This is a genomic window from Pseudarthrobacter sp. NCCP-2145 (assembly GCF_023708005.1).
GTDB lineage: Bacteria > Actinomycetota > Actinomycetes > Actinomycetales > Micrococcaceae > Arthrobacter > Arthrobacter oxydans.
Map to the genome: position 1 here is coordinate 1 of NZ_BRCG01000002.1, position 16,007 is coordinate 16,007.

13 protein-coding genes are annotated in these 16,007 nt (G+C 66.0%); 3 read left to right on the forward strand and 10 right to left on the reverse strand.

Annotated features, from left to right (window positions below; genetic code table 11):
• From NFU08_RS01545 to NFU08_RS01575, 7 genes are all read right to left on the reverse strand, one after another.
• Nucleotides 1–492 (reverse strand): aldehyde dehydrogenase family protein (locus tag NFU08_RS01545; protein WP_251420233.1); only part of this gene is annotated, 492 nt, incomplete at its 3' end.
• Nucleotides 493–518: 26 nt separating this feature from the next.
• The gene (locus tag NFU08_RS01550; protein ID WP_251420234.1) at nucleotides 519–1,334 is read right to left on the reverse strand and encodes an HpcH/HpaI aldolase/citrate lyase family protein; all 816 of its coding nucleotides are present in this window, start codon (nucleotides 1,332–1,334) and stop codon (nucleotides 519–521) included.
• Nucleotides 1,319–2,104, reverse strand: a complete 786-nt coding sequence (hpaH, locus tag NFU08_RS01555; protein WP_251420235.1) for a 2-oxo-hept-4-ene-1,7-dioate hydratase — start codon at nucleotides 2,102–2,104, stop codon at nucleotides 1,319–1,321. Before hpaH ends, NFU08_RS01550 begins: the two co-directional genes overlap by 16 nt.
• 2 nt (nucleotides 2,105–2,106) lie before the next feature.
• A complete protein-coding gene (hpaD, locus tag NFU08_RS01560; protein WP_251420236.1) occupies nucleotides 2,107–3,192 on the reverse strand; it encodes a 3,4-dihydroxyphenylacetate 2,3-dioxygenase in 1,086 nt (361 codons plus the stop codon).
• 37 nt (nucleotides 3,193–3,229) lie between these two features.
• Complete coding sequence (gene hpaE / locus NFU08_RS01565) at nucleotides 3,230–4,744, reverse strand: 5-carboxymethyl-2-hydroxymuconate semialdehyde dehydrogenase (RefSeq protein ID WP_251420237.1); 1,515 nt, start codon at nucleotides 4,742–4,744, stop codon at nucleotides 3,230–3,232.
• A 39-nt stretch (nucleotides 4,745–4,783) separates the two neighbouring features.
• Nucleotides 4,784–5,470: a GntR family transcriptional regulator gene (locus NFU08_RS01570; protein ID WP_251420238.1), complete on the reverse strand. Its 687-nt coding sequence runs from the start codon at nucleotides 5,468–5,470 to the stop codon at nucleotides 4,784–4,786.
• Nucleotides 5,463–6,953, reverse strand: coding sequence for a fumarylacetoacetate hydrolase family protein (locus NFU08_RS01575; protein ID WP_251420239.1), 1,491 nt, complete (start codon nucleotides 6,951–6,953; stop codon nucleotides 5,463–5,465). The genes NFU08_RS01570 and NFU08_RS01575 overlap by 8 nt, the downstream gene beginning before the upstream one ends.
• A gap of 241 nt (nucleotides 6,954–7,194) precedes the next feature.
• Between NFU08_RS01575 and NFU08_RS01580 the strand changes: the two genes are divergently transcribed.
• Complete coding sequence (locus NFU08_RS01580) at nucleotides 7,195–9,102, forward strand: FAD-binding monooxygenase (protein ID WP_251420240.1); 1,908 nt, start codon at nucleotides 7,195–7,197, stop codon at nucleotides 9,100–9,102.
• On the opposite strand, the gene NFU08_RS01585 is transcribed toward NFU08_RS01580, so the two are convergent.
• Together NFU08_RS01585 and NFU08_RS01590 are read right to left on the reverse strand one after the other, a co-directional pair.
• Entirely contained in the window at nucleotides 9,084–9,941 is an 858-nt protein-coding gene (locus NFU08_RS01585; protein WP_251420241.1) for a prephenate dehydratase, read from the reverse strand. The two genes, NFU08_RS01580 and NFU08_RS01585, sit on opposite strands and share 19 nt — an antisense overlap.
• Before the next feature lie 110 nt (nucleotides 9,942–10,051).
• Nucleotides 10,052–11,971: an alpha-amylase family glycosyl hydrolase gene (locus NFU08_RS01590; RefSeq protein ID WP_251420242.1), complete on the reverse strand. Its 1,920-nt coding sequence runs from the start codon at nucleotides 11,969–11,971 to the stop codon at nucleotides 10,052–10,054.
• A 343-nt stretch (nucleotides 11,972–12,314) separates the two neighbouring features.
• Between NFU08_RS01590 and NFU08_RS01595 the strand changes: the two genes are divergently transcribed.
• On the forward strand, nucleotides 12,315–13,790 hold the full coding sequence (locus tag NFU08_RS01595; RefSeq protein ID WP_251420243.1) for an APC family permease: 1,476 nt from the start codon (nucleotides 12,315–12,317) through the stop codon (nucleotides 13,788–13,790).
• Here NFU08_RS01595 and NFU08_RS01600 read toward each other — a convergent pair.
• Nucleotides 13,783–14,442, reverse strand: a complete 660-nt coding sequence (locus NFU08_RS01600) for an AmiS/UreI family transporter (RefSeq protein WP_251420244.1) — start codon at nucleotides 14,440–14,442, stop codon at nucleotides 13,783–13,785. The genes NFU08_RS01595 and NFU08_RS01600 overlap by 8 nt on opposite strands.
• 202 nt (nucleotides 14,443–14,644) lie before the next feature.
• On the opposite strand from NFU08_RS01600, the gene gdhA reads away from it, so the two are divergent.
• Nucleotides 14,645–15,982, forward strand: a complete 1,338-nt coding sequence (gene gdhA, locus NFU08_RS01605; RefSeq protein ID WP_251420245.1) for an NADP-specific glutamate dehydrogenase — start codon at nucleotides 14,645–14,647, stop codon at nucleotides 15,980–15,982.
• The last annotated feature ends 25 nt before the right edge of the window (nucleotides 15,983–16,007 follow it).

Sequence of the window (16,007 nt, forward strand, 5' to 3'; positions counted from 1 at the left end):
GCAGGGGCCGACGGGTTTGTGCTGGACCAGGATCTTGTTCTTGCCCTCGGGGGTGGTGAGGTAGCGGCCGTAGTCGCGGACGGTTTCTTCGGAGAACCAGCGCAGGAACTCGGCGCCGTAGGTCACTTCGCCGCGGGCTTCGGCCAGGGGCTTGCCCATTTCCAGGGTCATCAGCAGGGCGAAGTCCTCGGCCCGTTCGGTGACCAGGTCGAAGGCGCGGCGGAGGATCTCCGCACGCACCCGGGGTGCGGTCCGTGCCCAGGACGCCTGGGCGGCGTCGGCGGCGTTCAGCGCGGCCACCGCGTCGTCGCTGGTGGCCGAGGCGAGGGTGGCGAGGACCTCCCCGGTGGCGGGGTCGTGCACCTCAAACGTGCCGCCGTCGGACGCATCCCGCCACTGCCCGCCAATCAGCAGGCCGGTGGGAACGGCAGCGAGGAGGGAGGCCTCACGCTTCGACGAAACGGCAGGGGGCAGGGCAGGAGTGACTGTCATTGAAATAGTCCTTAAGAGGGGAGGGATCAGTAGCTGGTGGGGGTGTCGCCGTCACGTGTGGTGACATACTTCGCGGCGAGGGCTTCGGAGCCGCGGGCGAGGAGGGCGACGTCGGCCCCCACCAGGATGAAGTTGGCGCCGTGGTCCAGGTAGTGGCGGGCCGTGTCCGGCTTGAAGGCGTTGACGCCCGCCGGTTTTCCGGCGGCCTTGGCAGCAGCCAGGCAGTGTTCGACGGCGGCGCGCACCTCCGGGTGTTCCTGCTGTCCCAGCAGGCCCATTGAGGCGGCGAGGTCGGACGGGCCCACGAAGATCGCGTCGACGCCGTCGACCGCCAGGATGTTTTCCACGACGGTGACCGCGGCGGCGGATTCGATCTGCACGGTGACGCTGATGGTCTCGCCGGCGCGGGCCAGGTAGTCCGGGACCCGGTTCCAGCGGGCGGCCCGGGCCAACGCGGACCCGACGCCGCGGAGGCCCTGCGGCGGGTAGCGGGTTGCGGCCACGGCGGCTTCCGCCTCAGCAGCGGAGTTGACCATGGGGACGAGCAGGTTCTGCACACCCAGGTCCAGGTACTGCTTAATCAGCACGGTGTCGTTGACCGGCGGACGCACCACGGTGTGCACCGGGTAGCCGTGGATGGCCTGGAGTTGGGCGAGGATGGATTCGAGCCCGTTGGGGCTGTGCTCGGCGTCCACCAGCAGCCAGTCCAGGCCGGACCCGGCGCACAGCTCAGCGACCAGCGGGCTGCCGGAACAGACCCACATCCCGGCCAGCGGGCGGCCGGTTTCCCCCGTTTGGCTGGCGAGGGCGTCGCGGAAGGTGTCGTCTATTCGAAGCGGCATGTGACACTCCCCAGGGGTCCGTAGTCTGCATGGACAGTGTCGCCCTTGTAGACCCAGAGGGGCCGGGTGAAGGAGCCGGCCAGGATGATGTCCCCGGCTTTCAGGGAATCACCGTGGGCGGCGATCTTGTTGGCCAGCCAGTGCACCCCGTTGGCGGGATGGTCCAGGACCCCGGCGGCCACGCCGGTTTCCTCCACGGTCTGGTTCTTGTAAAGGATGGCGGAGACCCAGCGGAGGTCCATCGCGTCCGGCTTCACCGGGTTGCCGCCGATCACCATGGCACCCATGGCGGCGTTGTCCGAGATGGTGTCCACGATGGTCCGGCCCTCCATCTCAATCCTGGAATCGAGGATTTCGAGGGCCGGAACCACGTAGTCGGTGGCTTTCAGGACGTCGAAGATGGTGACGCCGGGGCCCTTGAGGCCGTCCTTCAGGACGAACGCCAGCTCCACTTCCACCCGCGGGTGGGTGTACTGGTCCCACTCCACCGAGCAGCCGGTCTCGAGCACCATGTCGTCGAAGATGGCGCCGTAGTCCGGCTCGGTGATGCCCGTGGCCGCCTGCATGGCTTTGGACGTGAGGCCGATCTTGCGGCCCACCAGGGTCCGGCCGGCCTCCTCGTTCCGCCGCCGCCATAACTGCTGCACCGCGTAGGAGTCCTCCACCGTCATCTCCGGGTACCGGGCCGTCAGGCGGGGGACGGGCTTCCGGTTCCGGCCGGCTTCCACCAGTTCGTCCGCGATGGCTTCGATGGTCCTGTCATCCAGCATGGCTACAGCTGCGCTCCCAGCTTGAACCCGGTCCGGTCACCTTCGGGGGAGCCGTCCTTTCGGGTGTAGGAGAAACCGTCGGCACCTACGGTGACCGCCATTTCGCTCTTTTCCTCGCGCTCGATGACCGGCTGCGGGTTGCCGTCCAGGTCCAGGACCAGGGAGGCCTCGGTGTACCAGGACGGGACGACGGGGTTGCCCCACCAGTCGCGGCGCTGGTTGTCGTGGACGTCCCAGGTGATGGTGGGGTTGTCCGGATCGCCAGTGTAGTAATCCTGGGTGTAGATCTCGATGCGGTGGCCGTCCGGGTCCAGGATGTAGAGGTAGAACGCGTTGGACACACCGTGCCGGCCGGGGCCGCGTTCGATCCGGTCACTGATGCGCAGGGCGCCCATCTTGTCGCAGATCTGGATGATGTTGTGCTTCTCGTGCGTGGCGAACGCGACGTGGTGCATGCGCGGGCCGTTGCCGCCGGTCAGCGCGGTGTCATGGACCGTCTGCTTGCGGTGCATCCACGCGGCGTACGTGACGCCGTCGGAATCCTGGATGTCCTCGGAGACGCGGAAACCCAGGTCCTCGAGGTACTTGCGGCCGCGGGGGACGTCCGGTGTGACCTGGTTGAAGTGGTCCAGGCGGACCAGCTCGCCGGCGGAGTACAGGTCGTAGCGCTGGGTGAGGCGCTCCACGTGCTCCACGTCGTAGAAGAACTCGTAGGGGAAGCCCAGGGGATCCTCCACGCGCACGGAGTCGCCGACGCCCCTGGTGAAGCCGTCTTTGCGGCGCTCAACACGGCAGCCGAGTTCGCGGTAGTAGGCCTCGGCGGCGTCCACTTCGGCGGGGGACTTTACCCGGTAGGCGAAGGCTGCGACGGCGGCGACGGGTCCCTTGCGGAGCACCAGGTTGTGGTGGATGAACTCTTCCAGGGTGCGCAGGTAGATGGCGTTCTCATCTTCCTCGGTGACGTGCAGCCCCAGCATGTCCACGTAAAACTCGCGGGATTTGGCGAGGTCGGTGACCACGATCTCCATGTAGGCGCAGCGGACAATGTCCGGTGCCGGGACAGTGGGGGTGGGAATGAAGTCAGTCATGGTGTTCTCTCTTCTTTGATGAGGGACGGGTGGCGGTTCAGGCGCCGAATTTGGGGGTGTGGACGGTTCCGAGCGTGATGTGCACGGCCTGCTGGTCGGTGTAGAAATCGATGGAGCGGTAGCCGCCCTCGTGTCCGAGGCCCGAGGCCTTGACGCCGCCGAACGGAGTGCGCAGGTCGCGGACGTTGTGGCTGTTCAGCCATACCATGCCGGCCTCCACGTTCTGCGCGAAGTTGTGTGCCCGGGTCAGGTTCTGGGTCCAGATGTAGGCCGCCAGCCCGTACTTGGTGTTGTTCGCCAGGGCGAGGGCTTCGTCGTCATTTTCGAACGGGGTGATGGCCACGACGGGTCCGAAGATTTCCTCCTGGAAGATCCGCGCATCCGGGGCGACGTCGGCAAACACCGTGGGTGCTATGTAGTTGCCGTCCGGGAGGCCTTCGGGCCGTCCGCCGCCGGCCAGCAGCCGGCCTTCGGACTTGCCGATCTCCACGTACGAGGCCACCTTTTCGTAGTGCTCCGGGTGGACCAGGGCGCCCACCTCGGTCCTGGGGTCATGCGGATCGCCCACCACGATGTTCTTCGCGCGGGCGGCGTACTTCTCGCAGAACTCGTCGTAGATGGCGCGCTCAACGAGGATGCGGGAGCCGGCGGTGCAGCGTTCACCGTTGAGGGAGAAGACGCCGAACAGGGCGGAATCGATGGCGGCGTCCAGGTCGGCGTCGGCGAACACCACGCAGGGGGACTTGCCGCCGAGTTCCATGGACAGGCCCTTGAGGTTGGCGGCGGCGTTGCGGAAGATCGTCTGGCCGGTGGTGGTCTCGCCCGTGAAGGAGATCAGCGGGACGTCCGGATGTTTGACCAGGGCGTCACCGGCTTCCTCGCCGAGGCCGTTGACCAGGTTGAACACGCCGTCGGGCAGGCCGGCGTCTTTGAAGATCGTTGCCCACAGCGAGGCCGAGAGCGGCGTGAACTCGGCTGGTTTGAGCACCACGGTGTTGCCGGTGGCCAGGGCCGGGGCGAGCTTCCAGGACTCCAGCATGAACGGGGTATTCCAGGGGGTGATGAGGCCCGCAACGCCGATCGGCTTGCGGTTCACGTAGTTGATCTGCGATCCCGGCACCTTCATGGCGTCATCGAACTGCGCCACGATCAGGTCCGCGAAGAACCGGAAGTTCTCGGCAGCGCGCAGGGCCTGGCCCTTGGCCTGGGTGATCGGCAGGCCGGTATCAAAGGTCTCGAGTTCGGCGAGCCGCGCTTCCTGGGCTTCGACGGCGTCGGCGATCTTGTTGAGAACGCGGGCGCGTTCGCGCGGCTTCATCTTCGGCCACGGGCCGTTGGCGAACGCTTCGCGGGCGGCGGCGACGGCGAGGTCGATATCCTCCTTCTGGCCTGCCGCGGCGGTGGCGTAGTTCCGGTTGGATACCGGGTCCAGGACGTCGAAGGTCGCTCCACCCACGGAGTCAACGAACCGGCCGTTGATGTAGTGCTGGATATGGGTGGGAAGGTCCTGCGGCACGTAATGGGTGCCGGTTTCCGGTGCAGTGAACGTCATTGTTGTTTCCTTACTGCTTCTGAAGGGATCGGGGGAGTTTCAGATGGTTTTGGCCTGGGCGAGGTAGGCGTCCAGGGTGGCCGAGCGGTGGAGCCGGGCGGCTTTCTCGATGTCGTCGGCGTCGGCGCCGGACTCGATGAGCTTCAGGAGTGCCTCGTGTTCGTCCACGGAATTGCGGGCGCGGCCGGGGACGAAGCGGAAGGTTGAGGACCGCAGCGAAGCCAACCGGTTCCAGCCGCGGTGCACCAGGTCCAGGATGTGGGGGTTGGGGCAGTGCTCGAACAGGATGCTGTGGAAGTCCTGGTTGAGCTGCGTGAACCGGACGGGGTCGAAGTGGTCCAGGCATTCGCGCATGTCCTCGTTCACCGCACGGGCCCGGGCAATTGCCACGGAATCAACCAGCGGCGCGGACAGCGCGGTGGCGGCACCTTCCACGATGCTCAGGGTCTGCATGGTGTAGAGGTATTCCGTCGGATCGATTCCGGCCACGGTGGCGCCCACGTTGCGTTCGAAGGTCACCAGGCCCTCTGCCTCGAGCCGGCGGATCGCTTCCCTGACCGGAACCACGCTGAATCCAAGGTCCTTGGCGATAGAGCCGAGGACCAGGCGGTAGCCGGGGGAGTAGGTGCCCTCGACAATGCGTGCCTTGACGGCCCGGTAGGCCTGCTCGGACTTGCTGCCGGCAGGGGCTGCGACGGGGAGGTCGGTGAAGGTTGTTTCAGTCATTCGGCTGGCTACCCTCCGCAGTGCCCGCTTTCCATTCCTTGTACCGTGCCTGCCAGGCGGCGTTCATCGGGTAGAGGCCGTCCACGCTGTTGCCCTGCTTGACCATCTCGAAGATGAAGGTTTCCTCCTGCTCCTGGGCGATGCAATCATCCACGAGTTCTTCGGCGATGGCCGGTGGGACCACCAGGATGCCGTCGGAATCGGCCACGATGATGTCGCCGGGCTGCACTGTGGCGCCGCCGCAGGCGATGGTGATATCCGTGTCCCACGGGATGTGGCGGCGGCCCAGCACGGCAGGATGCGGGTTGGCAAAGTACGTGGGCATCTCCAGCCCGGCCACGGCGGTGTAGTCGCGGACGCCGCCGTCGGTAATGATTGCCGCGGCGCCGCGCACTTGGGCGCGCAGGGCCAGGATGTCGCCAACGGTTCCGGTGCCCTTCTCGCCCCGCGCTTCCATGACCAGGATCTCGCCCTCGTTCACGGAATCGATGGCGCGTTTCTGGGCGTTGAAGCCACCGCCGTGGATCTTGAAGAGGTCCTCACGGTTGGGAACGTAGCGCAGGGTCCGGGCCAGCCCCACCACGCGGCGGTCCGGCCGGGTGGCCTGCAGGCCGTCGATGCTCACGTTGTTGAGGCCGCGTTTTCGCATCTGGGAGGACAGGGTGGCCGTGGCGACGCTTTCCAGCTTCGCTTTCAGCTCCGGAGTGAGGACGCCTGCCCCCGCCGGCAGCCCCGCCGCTGCCCGCGAACCGTACGCTTCCTCCCGCTGCAGGTCATCAACCTTGGGTCCGGCACCAAAGTCCGCGAACGGCGTCGTACCTTCCTCCACCCTGGTGACCAGCCGGCCGGTGGTGAGGTCGCCGGCGGAAACCTCGACTTCCAGGACGTCCCCCGGCTTGGCGACGGAGGCGCCGGCCGGGGTGCCGGTGAGGATGATGTCCCCCTCTTCGAGGGTGAGCAGTTGGGACAGGTCCGCCACCAGCCGGGCGAACGGGAAGAGCAGGTCCCCCGTGGTGTCGTCCTGGACCAGCTCCCCGTTGTGCCAGGTGCGGATGCGCAGGTTGGCGGGGTCGACGGCGTCTGCAGGAATCAGTGCCGGGCCTACCGGTGTGAAACCGTCGCCGCCCTTGGATCGGAGGTTGGAACCCTTGTCCGCCCAGCGCAGGTCGTAGACACCGAGGTCGTTGCTGGCTGTCACTGCCGCAACGTGGCTCCAGGCGTCATCGATGCCCACCCTACGGGCAGCCTTGCCGATGATCAAGGCGATCTCGCCTTCATAGCCGAGCAGTTCACAGCCTGCAGGCCGCTCCACCGTGCTGCCGCTCAGGGCCAGGGAGCTGGAGGGCTTGAGGAAGTACGACGGCTGGGCGGGAGTCCGGCCGCGCTGGGCTGCCCGGCTTGGGTAGTTGATGTGCACCGCGACCACCTTCCGTGCTGCTGCCAAGGTGTCGCCGTTGACGTGCTCCAAAACTGTCTCCCTCATCAGGTACGAAATCGTATACGATCACTATCGTCCGTCGGAGGCGGATCGTCAACCCCCAATTCCGGCGTTTGGCTTTCGGGAATATGGCACTTGTCGCCTGAATCACATCCGGCGTACAGTTGAAGCCAAAGTTCCAGTTTTCGATTATCGAATGGGGTGTTCTTATATAGAACACCAATCGACGGGGCAGGTAACTGCTGCGAAGTAGCGATAATCCACCACAACGAAGTGAGGAAATCCCGTGCAATTCCACCACCACGGCTACGTATCCGGAGACCCGCGAGTCCTGCCCGCCGCCGGCGTTGGCCTGAACCGGCCCCAGGAGCTTCCGGAGGAAGTCGACGTGCTGATTGTTGGCACCGGGCCTGCGGGAATGCTTGCGGCAGCGCAGCTGTCCCGCTTCCCGAACATCACCACCCGGATCATTGAGCGCCGTCCGGGCCGCCTCGCCATCGGCCAGGCTGACGGCATCCAGGCGCGCAGCGTCGAGACCTTCCAGGCCTTCGGCTTCGCTGAGCGGATCATTGCCGAGGCCTACCACATCACCGAGATGGCGTTCTGGAAGCCGGACCCCGCGAACCGCGCCAACATCGCCCGGGCCGCCCGGGCCGTCGACGACGAGATGGGCATCAGCGAGTTCCCGCACCTTATCGTCAACCAGGCCCGTGTGCTGGACTACTTCGCCGAGTATATGGCCAACGCACCCACCCGCATGACGCCCGACTACGGCTACGACTTCCAGTCCCTCAACATCACGGAAGGGGACGAATATCCCGTCAGCGTAACGCTGCTGCATACCGACGGACCGAACGAGGGCCAGGAGCGCGTAGTCCGGGCGAAGTACGTTATTGGTGCCGACGGCGCCCGGAGCAAAGTGCGCGCAGCGATTGGCTGCACCCTCGCCGGGGACCAGGCCAACCATGCCTGGGGCGTGATGGACGCGCTCGCCGTGACCGACTTCCCCGACATCCGCACCAAGTGCGCCATCCAGGGCGAAAAAGGCAGCATCCTGCTGATCCCGCGCGAGGGCGGGTACTTGTTCCGCATGTATGTGGACCTGGGTGAGGTGGATCCGGCTACCCATCACGCCGTGAGAAGTACAACCATCGAGCAGATCATCGCCAAAGCCAACGAGATCCTCCATCCCTACACCCTCGACGTGCGCAACGTGGCGTGGCACAGCGTCTACGAAGTGGGGCACCGGCTCACGGACAGGTTCGACGACGTCCTGCCGGAGGACCGCGGCACACGGACCCCCCGGGTGTTCATCACCGGCGACGCGTGCCACACGCACAGTGCCAAAGCCGGCCAGGGCATGAACGTGTCCATGCAGGACGGCTTCAACATTGCCTGGAAGCTGGGGCATGTCCTGGAAGGCCGCAGCCCTGAAAGCCTCCTGTCCACCTACTCGGAGGAGCGCCAGGTGGTGGCCAAGAACCTGATCGACTTCGACAAGGAATGGTCCACCATGATGGCCAAGAAGCCCGAGGAGTTCGAGAACCCCTCGGACCTTGAGGACTTTTATGTCCGCACTGCCGAGTTCCCGGCCGGTTTCATGACCGAGTACGCGCCGTCCATGCTCGTGGCACCGGCAGACCACCAGGCCCTTGCAGCCGGCTTCCCGGTGGGCAAGCGGTTCAAGTCAGCGCCCGTGGTGCGGGTAGGCGACACAAATCCCATGCATCTGGGCCACCACGCCACGGCAGACGGACGCTGGCGGATCTACGTGTTCGCCGACGCCGCGCTTCCGGGCACCGGCTCTGCCACGGACAAGCTGGCCCAGTGGCTGGCGGAGGCGGCCGAATCACCGCTGGCGGCAACGCCGTCGGACGCTGATCCTGACGCGTGGTTCGACGTGAAGGTGATCTACCAGCAGCCCCACACGGAGCTTGACATCAACGCGGTGCCGGCCGTTTTCAAGCCGCAGGTGGGCCCATTCAAGCTCACGGACTACGAGAAGGTTTACGGCACGGACCCCTCAGCAGACATCTTCGAGCTCCGCGGCCTGGACCGCGGCGGCGTTGTGGTGGTGGTGCGGCCGGACCAGTACGTGGCGAACGTCGCGCCGCTGACGGCCACCACCGAACTGGCGCAGTTCTTCGGGCCGCTCCTCAAAAGCCGTCCGGCCGGTCAGCCGCTGACTGTCTGACCCGTCCGGTATTCCGCGGCAGCGTAAACGCCCAGGATCCGCACCTCCGTGGTGAAAAAGTCCAGCTCCTCGAGGGCCAGCTTCAGCGGCAGGTCCTCGGGGTGGCCCTCGACGTCGGCCATGAACATGGTGGCGGCAAACTCGTTGCCCACCATGTAGCTTTCCAGCCGCGTCATGTTCACCCCGTTCGTCGCGAAGCCGCCCAGTGCCTTGTACAGCGCTGAGGGGACGTTGCGGACGCGGAACACGAAGCTGGTCACTGCCGGTCCGGAAAGCTCATCCCGGGCCGGCAGTTCCTTTTCCCGGGCCAGGACCACGAAGCGGGTGGTGTTGGAAGGGTCATCCTCAACCCGTGAGGCCAGGACGTCCAGGCCGTAGATCTGCGCGGCCAGCGGCGGTGCCAGGGACAGCTTGCGCGGATCGTTCCACTCAGCCACTTCCCGTGCGGACCCTGCGGTGTCGCCGGCGATGACGGGCTTGAGGCCGTGCTCGCGGATGAGCTTCCGGCACTGGCCCAGGGCGTGGATGTGGCTGTGGACCTCCGTGGCGCCCTCGATGGTGCTGCCTGGGATGCCCAGCAGGTCAAAGTGGATGGGCAGGAAGAACTCACCCACGATCTGCAGGTTGGACTGCGGCAACAGGATGTGGATGTCTGCCACCCGCCCGGCAATGGAGTTCTCGATGGGGATCATGGCCAGCTCCGCCTCGCCGCTGGCCACGAGTTCGAACGCGTCCTCGAAGCTGGCGCAGGGCACGCTTTCCATGTCCGGGAACATCTGCTTGCACGCGATATTGGAGTTGGCGCCGGGCTCACCCTGGTACGCAATCTTCTGGGCCATGGTCCGTATGGTTTCACGGACCGAGCCCGCAGGCCCAACTGGGTCGCAGCAGATGTCGGTATGGGGGCCCAAAAGGACATCTGCTGCTACCCAGTTGGGGAAGGACGGGACTAGACCGGAGTGACGCGCAGCCAGGCGTACTGGCGGGGGAGGAGCGTGACGCCCTCGCCCAGCTGCAGGGCGGCCTCGGAGAGGAGGTCGACGGCGGCGCCTGAGAAACCGGAGAAGGTTTCGGCGGGCAGGGTCTGGGGCTCGTCGCTGAAATTGGCGAGCGCCAGGACTCTCGTCTCCCCGCCGTCGGCCGCACTTGCCGGCCGCTGGTAGGCCAGGACGCCCCTGTTGTGGGTATCGAAATCGAGGAGCGTTGTTCCCGCAAGTTCAGGAGCAGCGCCGCGGATCTCGATCATGCGCCTCAGGCCCGCATACACCGCGCCTTCCGGCGTGGAAGCATCGTGCCGCCGGGCGTACTGTTCCTTCGGATAGTGGGGCCTGTGCACCCAGCGGCTGTCGGCGTCGTGCCCTTCCTCCTTCGCGTAGCCGTAGTCGTTAAGCTGGCCCACTTCGTCGCCGAGGTACAGCAGGGGGATGCCGCCGGTGCTGAAGGCAACCGAGTGGGCCAGGAGGATCCGCTCCACCGCCTCAGCGGGGTCCACCTCCATGCCGCACAGCGACGCTGTCGTACCCGAAATGCGGCAGTCACCGGTCTTGGGGTTGTCCTGGAACGGCACGCCGCGGGCGAAGCTGCCGGGGAAGCGGTTGACGTAGAAGGAGTTCAGGAAACGGCGGTGGTCGAAGCCGTTAATTCCGAGCTCTGCCGCGTCCTCGTCCGCGAACGTCCAGCCGATGTCGTCGTGGCTGCGGACGTAGTTCACCCATGAGGTGCCGCCCGGGATATTGTGCCTCCGCTCCAGTGCCTGGGCCAGGAGCGAAACGTCCCGGGTGGCCAGGGATTCCCAGATGAGCGCCATCTGCAGCGGGTTGTAGGAGAGCTGGCATTCGGCGGGGTCGATGTAGAGCGCCACCTCGTCCGGGTGCACGATTGCCTCTGACTTGAACAGCAGCGAGGGGGCGGCCAGCCGGCACACGGCGTTGAAGGCTTGCAGGAGGATGTGGGCCTCGGGCAGGTTCTCGCAGGGGGTGCCCAGCTGCTTCCAGATGAACGCCACCGCATCCATCCGCAGGATGTCCACGCCCTGGTTGGCCAGGAACAGCATCTCGCCGGCCATCGCCCGGAACACGTCCGGGTTGGAGTAGTTCAGGTCCCACTGGTACGTGTGGAAGGTGGCCCACACCCAGCGGCCGTCCTCCATGCGGATGAAGGACCCAGGGTGGTTTTCCGGGAAGATCTCGCGCACGTTCTGCTCGAAGGCGTCCGGCATGGTCCGGTCCGGGTAGATCCAGTAGTAGTCGCTGTACTTAGGGTCGCCGGCAGCGGCCCGCCTGGCCCACTCGTGCTCGTCGGAGGTGTGGTTGAAGATGAAGTCCACCACCAGGCTGATGCCATGGCCGCGGAACTCTGCCGCGAGGTCGCGGAGCTGTTCCATGGTGCCCAGCTTCGGGTTGACCTGGCGGTAGCTCGAAACCGCGTAGCCGCCGTCGGAGTGTGGCTCCGGAGCAAGGAACAGCGGCATGAGGTGCAGGTAGGTCAGTCCCAGTTCCTTGAAGTACGGGATGTGCTTGCGGAGCCCGTCCAGGTTGTCCGCGTACCGGTCCACGTAGCAGACGCCGCCAAGCATGGTGTTGGAGAGGAACCAACCGCTGTCCGCCTCCCGCTGGGCGTCGAGTGCCTTCAGGTCAGCGGGCCGCTCCTGCCATGAGCGTGCGCTCTCCACCACCAGGGCGGTCAGCTGGTCCAGCCAGTCCTGCCGGGCTTCGTACAGGGACCGGAAGAGCCGGCACAGGTCCGGGAAATGCTGCTCCAGGCGCCGGTCGAATGCCGGATCAGGGGCGAGTCCGAGGCTCCGTTCGCGGGACAGTGCGTCCAGCACGTGCTCCAGCGCCGTTTCGTCCACCCTGACGGATTCCTGCATGCCCACGGCTCCTTCCGGCTTCCGCCGGGGTTTCCGGCAGGAAAGATGTTACGGCAGTATCCCATGTCACACGGCAGGGGAACGCCCGACGGCGGGGTGCGGCTTCCTTAGGTCAGCCCCGGGACGGCGTGTTTCTGTGTACGCACCCTGCCGCCGGGACCGCGGCACCGCTTCCGGCGCTGCCCGGACGACACTGCGCGCACGGCACTGCGCTGACGGACAAGAACTGATCGCTGACGGACAAAGACCTGCAGCCGCCCGCTGCCACGCTGGATTCCACAGCTCTTCCCCACGCTCATGACCAATAATCTTCCCCACGCTCATGACCATTAAGAAGGATCAAATGAGTATTTCGAATTTCGGGTCCCGGACTGCCGACGCTCCGGCCAAGGAGCATTCCACAGCCCTCCGCGCAGGAAGCATCGGCGTCCTGGGCATCCTGTTTTTTGTCCTGTCCGCCCAGGCGCCCCTGACCGGCATCGTGGGAGCTTCGCCGCTCGCCGCAGCCCTTGGCAACGGGGCAGGCGCCCCCGGCGCCTACCTGATTGTCGGCATTGTCATTGTCATCTTTGCCGTGGGATTCGTGGCCATGAGCCGCAGGATCCAGGCGAACGGCGCTTTTTACGCCTATATCACCGCAGCGTTCGGCAGGAGGACTGGTGCGGGCGCGGCCTGGCTTGCGCTGCTGGCCTACAACACCATCCAGGCCGCGATGTACGGCCTGTACGGGGCGGCATTCTCCGGCCTGCTCGCGTCGATGGGCCTCGAGGTGCCCTGGTGGCTTCTGGCCCTGGCAACCATGGCCGGAGTCCAGGTGCTTGGATCCCTCAATATCGAACTCGGAGCCCGCGTGCTGGCCGTGCTGGTTGGGCTGGAGGTGGCAGTGCTGATGCTGTTCGGCGTCGCCGTGCTGTTCAGCGGCGGCGGACCGGAAGGCATCAGCCTGGCGGCATCCTTCTCACCGGAAGCCATCGCCACCGGCGCTCCGGGAGTGGCCATCATGTTCGCTGTGGCGTCCATGTTCGGCTTCGAGTCGACAGCCATCTATTCGGCAGAGGCCAAGGACCCGCACCGCACCGTGGCACGGGCAACCTACCTGTCCGTGGGCGTCATCGCCGTCTTCTTCTCCTTCATCTCCTGGATGCTGGTCAGCTATTACGGCCCGTCCCAGGTCATGGATGCAGCGGGGGCGGCCCTTGAGTCAGGCGATTCCACCTCCTTCGTCCTGGGGCCGATCGTGGAACTGTTCGGTCCCTGGGCGGGCGTGGTGACAGGCGTCCTGCTGGTGACGTCACTGCTGGCAGGCATCATCGCCTTCCACAACGGCATCAACCGCTACCTGCACTCCCTGGCCCTGCGCGGTTCCATGCCCGCCGTCGTGGCCCGGACCAACCGGCACTGCGCCCCGGCCTCTGCAGCCTGGATCCAGACCGCCGCCGCCGTCATTCTCGTGGTTCCGTTCGCCGTCCTGGCGCTGGATCCCGTGCTGACCCTGTTCTCCTGGTTCAGCGGGCTGGCTGTAGCGGCGCTCCTGGTGCTGTACATGCTCTGTTCCGCCGCCGTCGCCGCATTCTTCCGCAGGGACCGCGGTGACGCCGGGCTGTGGCAGACGCTGATCGCACCTGCGCTCGCGGCCCTGCTGCTGGGATGGATCCTGTTCCTCGTGGTCAGCAACTTCACCGCATTGATCGGCGGCAGCACCGGGACGGCGGCCGCGCTCCTGGTGGTTGTTCCCGTGGTGTTTGCGGCCGGAGTGCTGGTGGAGGCCCGGGTGCAGCGCCGGCACAAGGCGGAGAGCCTCGGCCATACAGTCAACTAACGGGCGCTTTGGAGCCGGCAGAAACGGCAACGTGCCCTGTACCGGCCCGGCGAGGAGCAACTCTGCGCCGGGCCGGTACGCGTGCCAGGAAGCCTGCCAGGACAAAAAGCGCGGCCAGGAAAGCTGCTGCCAGCCCCGCCACGACAGGCTCACGCGGCCACATCCCCGCCAGGCCGAGGAAAGCGGGGAGGGTGGCTGTGACCTGGCTCGTCAGCACAAGCGCCCAGCCGATGAAGGGGTCAAGGCGGCCCAGGCCCGCTGCCATGGACGCAAAGAACAGTCCCCACAGAACCGACCAGCACAACCATAGGACCGCCAGCAGGGGATCTGTTCCCAGCCAGGCCGTGGCAAGAAGCAGGCCACAACCTCCCACCATGCCGCAGAACCATCCCAGTCCCCGCGAACCGAGGCGCAGCAGGACGTCCAGCCCCACATAGAGGTACGTCAGGCCGAACAGGAACATTCCCACAGCAGTCAGCAGCGGCGTTGCGCCCGCTCCAGCCGTCGCAACGTAACCCACGCCGAGCGCCAGCTGGACGGATCCGACCGCCAGGCTGAATACGGCTGCGTCCCGGCGGGGCAGGAATCTGAGCATGGCCAGACCGTTGAGGAGCAGGGCCGCCCCGGACAGCAGCAGGCAGATGTGCGCCATCAGGCGGCCTCGCGGATGCAGGCCGAACTGCGCGATATTTTCGTTATGTGGAATAGATCTGTCACAATACGGATGATAGAGGATGTCCGGCAGGCTGCTTGGGGGCGCGCGGTCATGATCGGATATAGTTGAAATCTCAACTATAGGCGCGTCCGGGATCGCTTTCGGCCGTTCCACGTTCACGCAGAGGTGAGGGAGACACATGGATTCACGGCTGGAAGCCATCAGGGATACTGTCCTGGCGAGGAATCCGGGCGAAGCGGAGTTCCACCAGGCGGTGGTGGAAGTCTTCGAGAGCCTCGGACCCGTCCATGACAGGCACCCCGAATTCCTCGAAGCCGCCATCCTGGAGCGGCTCTGCGAGCCCGAGCGGCAAATCATCTTCCGCGTGCCCTGGACCGATGATGGCGGACGTGTACAGATCAACCGCGGCTTCCGGGTGGAATTTAACTCGGCGCTGGGCCCCTACAAAGGCGGCCTGCGGTTCCACCCCTCCGTCTACCTGGGCATCGTCAAGTTCCTGGGCTTCGAACAGATCTTCAAGAACGCCCTCACCGGCATGCCCATCGGCGGCGGCAAAGGCGGCTCCGACTTCGACCCCCGCGGCCGCAGCGACGGAGAAGTCATGCGCTTCTGCCAGTCCTTCATGACCGAGCTGTACCGGCACATCGGCGAATACACCGACGTCCCGGCCGGCGACATCGGCGTGGGCGGGCGGGAGATCGGCTACCTCTTCGGCCAGTACAAGCGCATCACCAACCGCTACGAATCAGGCGTCCTCACGGGCAAGGGCATCTCATGGGGCGGTTCCCTGGTCCGGCCCGAGGCTACCGGCTTCGGAACAGTGATCTTCACCCAGGAAATGCTGAAGACCCGTGGGTCATCCTTTGATGGCCAGCGCGTGGTGGTTTCCGGCTCCGGAAATGTCGCCATCAATGCCATCGCCAAAGCCCAGGACCTCGGCGCCACCGTGGTGGCCTGCTCCGACTCCTCCGGCTACGTGGTGGATGAGGCGGGCATCGACGTCGCGCTTCTTCGCGAAGTCAAGGAAGTGGAACGCGGCCGCCTCAAGGACTACGCCGAGCGCCGTTCCGGCGTCTCCTACGTTGAGGGCGGCTCCGTCTGGGACGTGGACGCCTCCGTGGCGCTGCCGTGCGCCACGCAGAACGAGCTCGACGGCGCTGCTGCCGCCGGGTTGGTGCGCGGCGGGCTCCTTGCCGTCGGCGAAGGCGCCAACATGCCGTCCACCCGCGAGGCCGTCGCCGTTTTCCAGGAGGCCGGCGTCCTGTTCGGCCCGGGCAAGGCCGCCAATGCCGGCGGTGTTGCCACGTCCGCGCTTGAGATGCAGCAGAATGCCAGCCGCGATTCCTGGACCTTCGAGCACACGGAAGAGCGGCTGACCGAGATCATGGTGGGTATCCACCACCGGTGCGCGTCAACTGCTGACGAGTACGGGGACCCGGGCAACTACGTCCTGGGCGCCAATATCGGCGGTTTCGTGAAGGTGGCCGACGCGATGCTCGCCCAGGGGCTCATTTAGCGCAACCCGCCGTCGTCGTTCCTCC

What these genes read in the sequence shown, in the direction of transcription:
- NFU08_RS01595 (WP_251420243.1), top strand. Translation starts at nt 12,315, where the DNA reads ATGAGTATTTCGAATTTCGGGTCCCGGACTGCCGACGCTCCGGCCAAG.
- hpaH (WP_251420235.1), bottom strand. Translation starts at nt 2,104, where the DNA reads ATGCTGGATGACAGGACCATCGAAGCCATCGCGGACGAACTGGTGGAA.
- NFU08_RS01590 (WP_251420242.1), bottom strand. Translation starts at nt 11,971, where the DNA reads ATGCAGGAATCCGTCAGGGTGGACGAAACGGCGCTGGAGCACGTGCTG.
- NFU08_RS01550 (WP_251420234.1), bottom strand. Translation starts at nt 1,334, where the DNA reads ATGCCGCTTCGAATAGACGACACCTTCCGCGACGCCCTCGCCAGCCAA.
- hpaE (WP_251420237.1), bottom strand. Translation starts at nt 4,744, where the DNA reads ATGACGTTCACTGCACCGGAAACCGGCACCCATTACGTGCCGCAGGAC.
- NFU08_RS01570 (WP_251420238.1), bottom strand. Translation starts at nt 5,470, where the DNA reads ATGACTGAAACAACCTTCACCGACCTCCCCGTCGCAGCCCCTGCCGGC.
- NFU08_RS01600 (WP_251420244.1), bottom strand. Translation starts at nt 14,442, where the DNA reads ATGGCGCACATCTGCCTGCTGCTGTCCGGGGCGGCCCTGCTCCTCAAC.
- gdhA (WP_251420245.1), top strand. Translation starts at nt 14,645, where the DNA reads ATGGATTCACGGCTGGAAGCCATCAGGGATACTGTCCTGGCGAGGAAT.
- NFU08_RS01575 (WP_251420239.1), bottom strand. Translation starts at nt 6,953, where the DNA reads ATGAGGGAGACAGTTTTGGAGCACGTCAACGGCGACACCTTGGCAGCA.
- NFU08_RS01585 (WP_251420241.1), bottom strand. Translation starts at nt 9,941, where the DNA reads ATGGCCCAGAAGATTGCGTACCAGGGTGAGCCCGGCGCCAACTCCAAT.
- hpaD (WP_251420236.1), bottom strand. Translation starts at nt 3,192, where the DNA reads ATGACTGACTTCATTCCCACCCCCACTGTCCCGGCACCGGACATTGTC.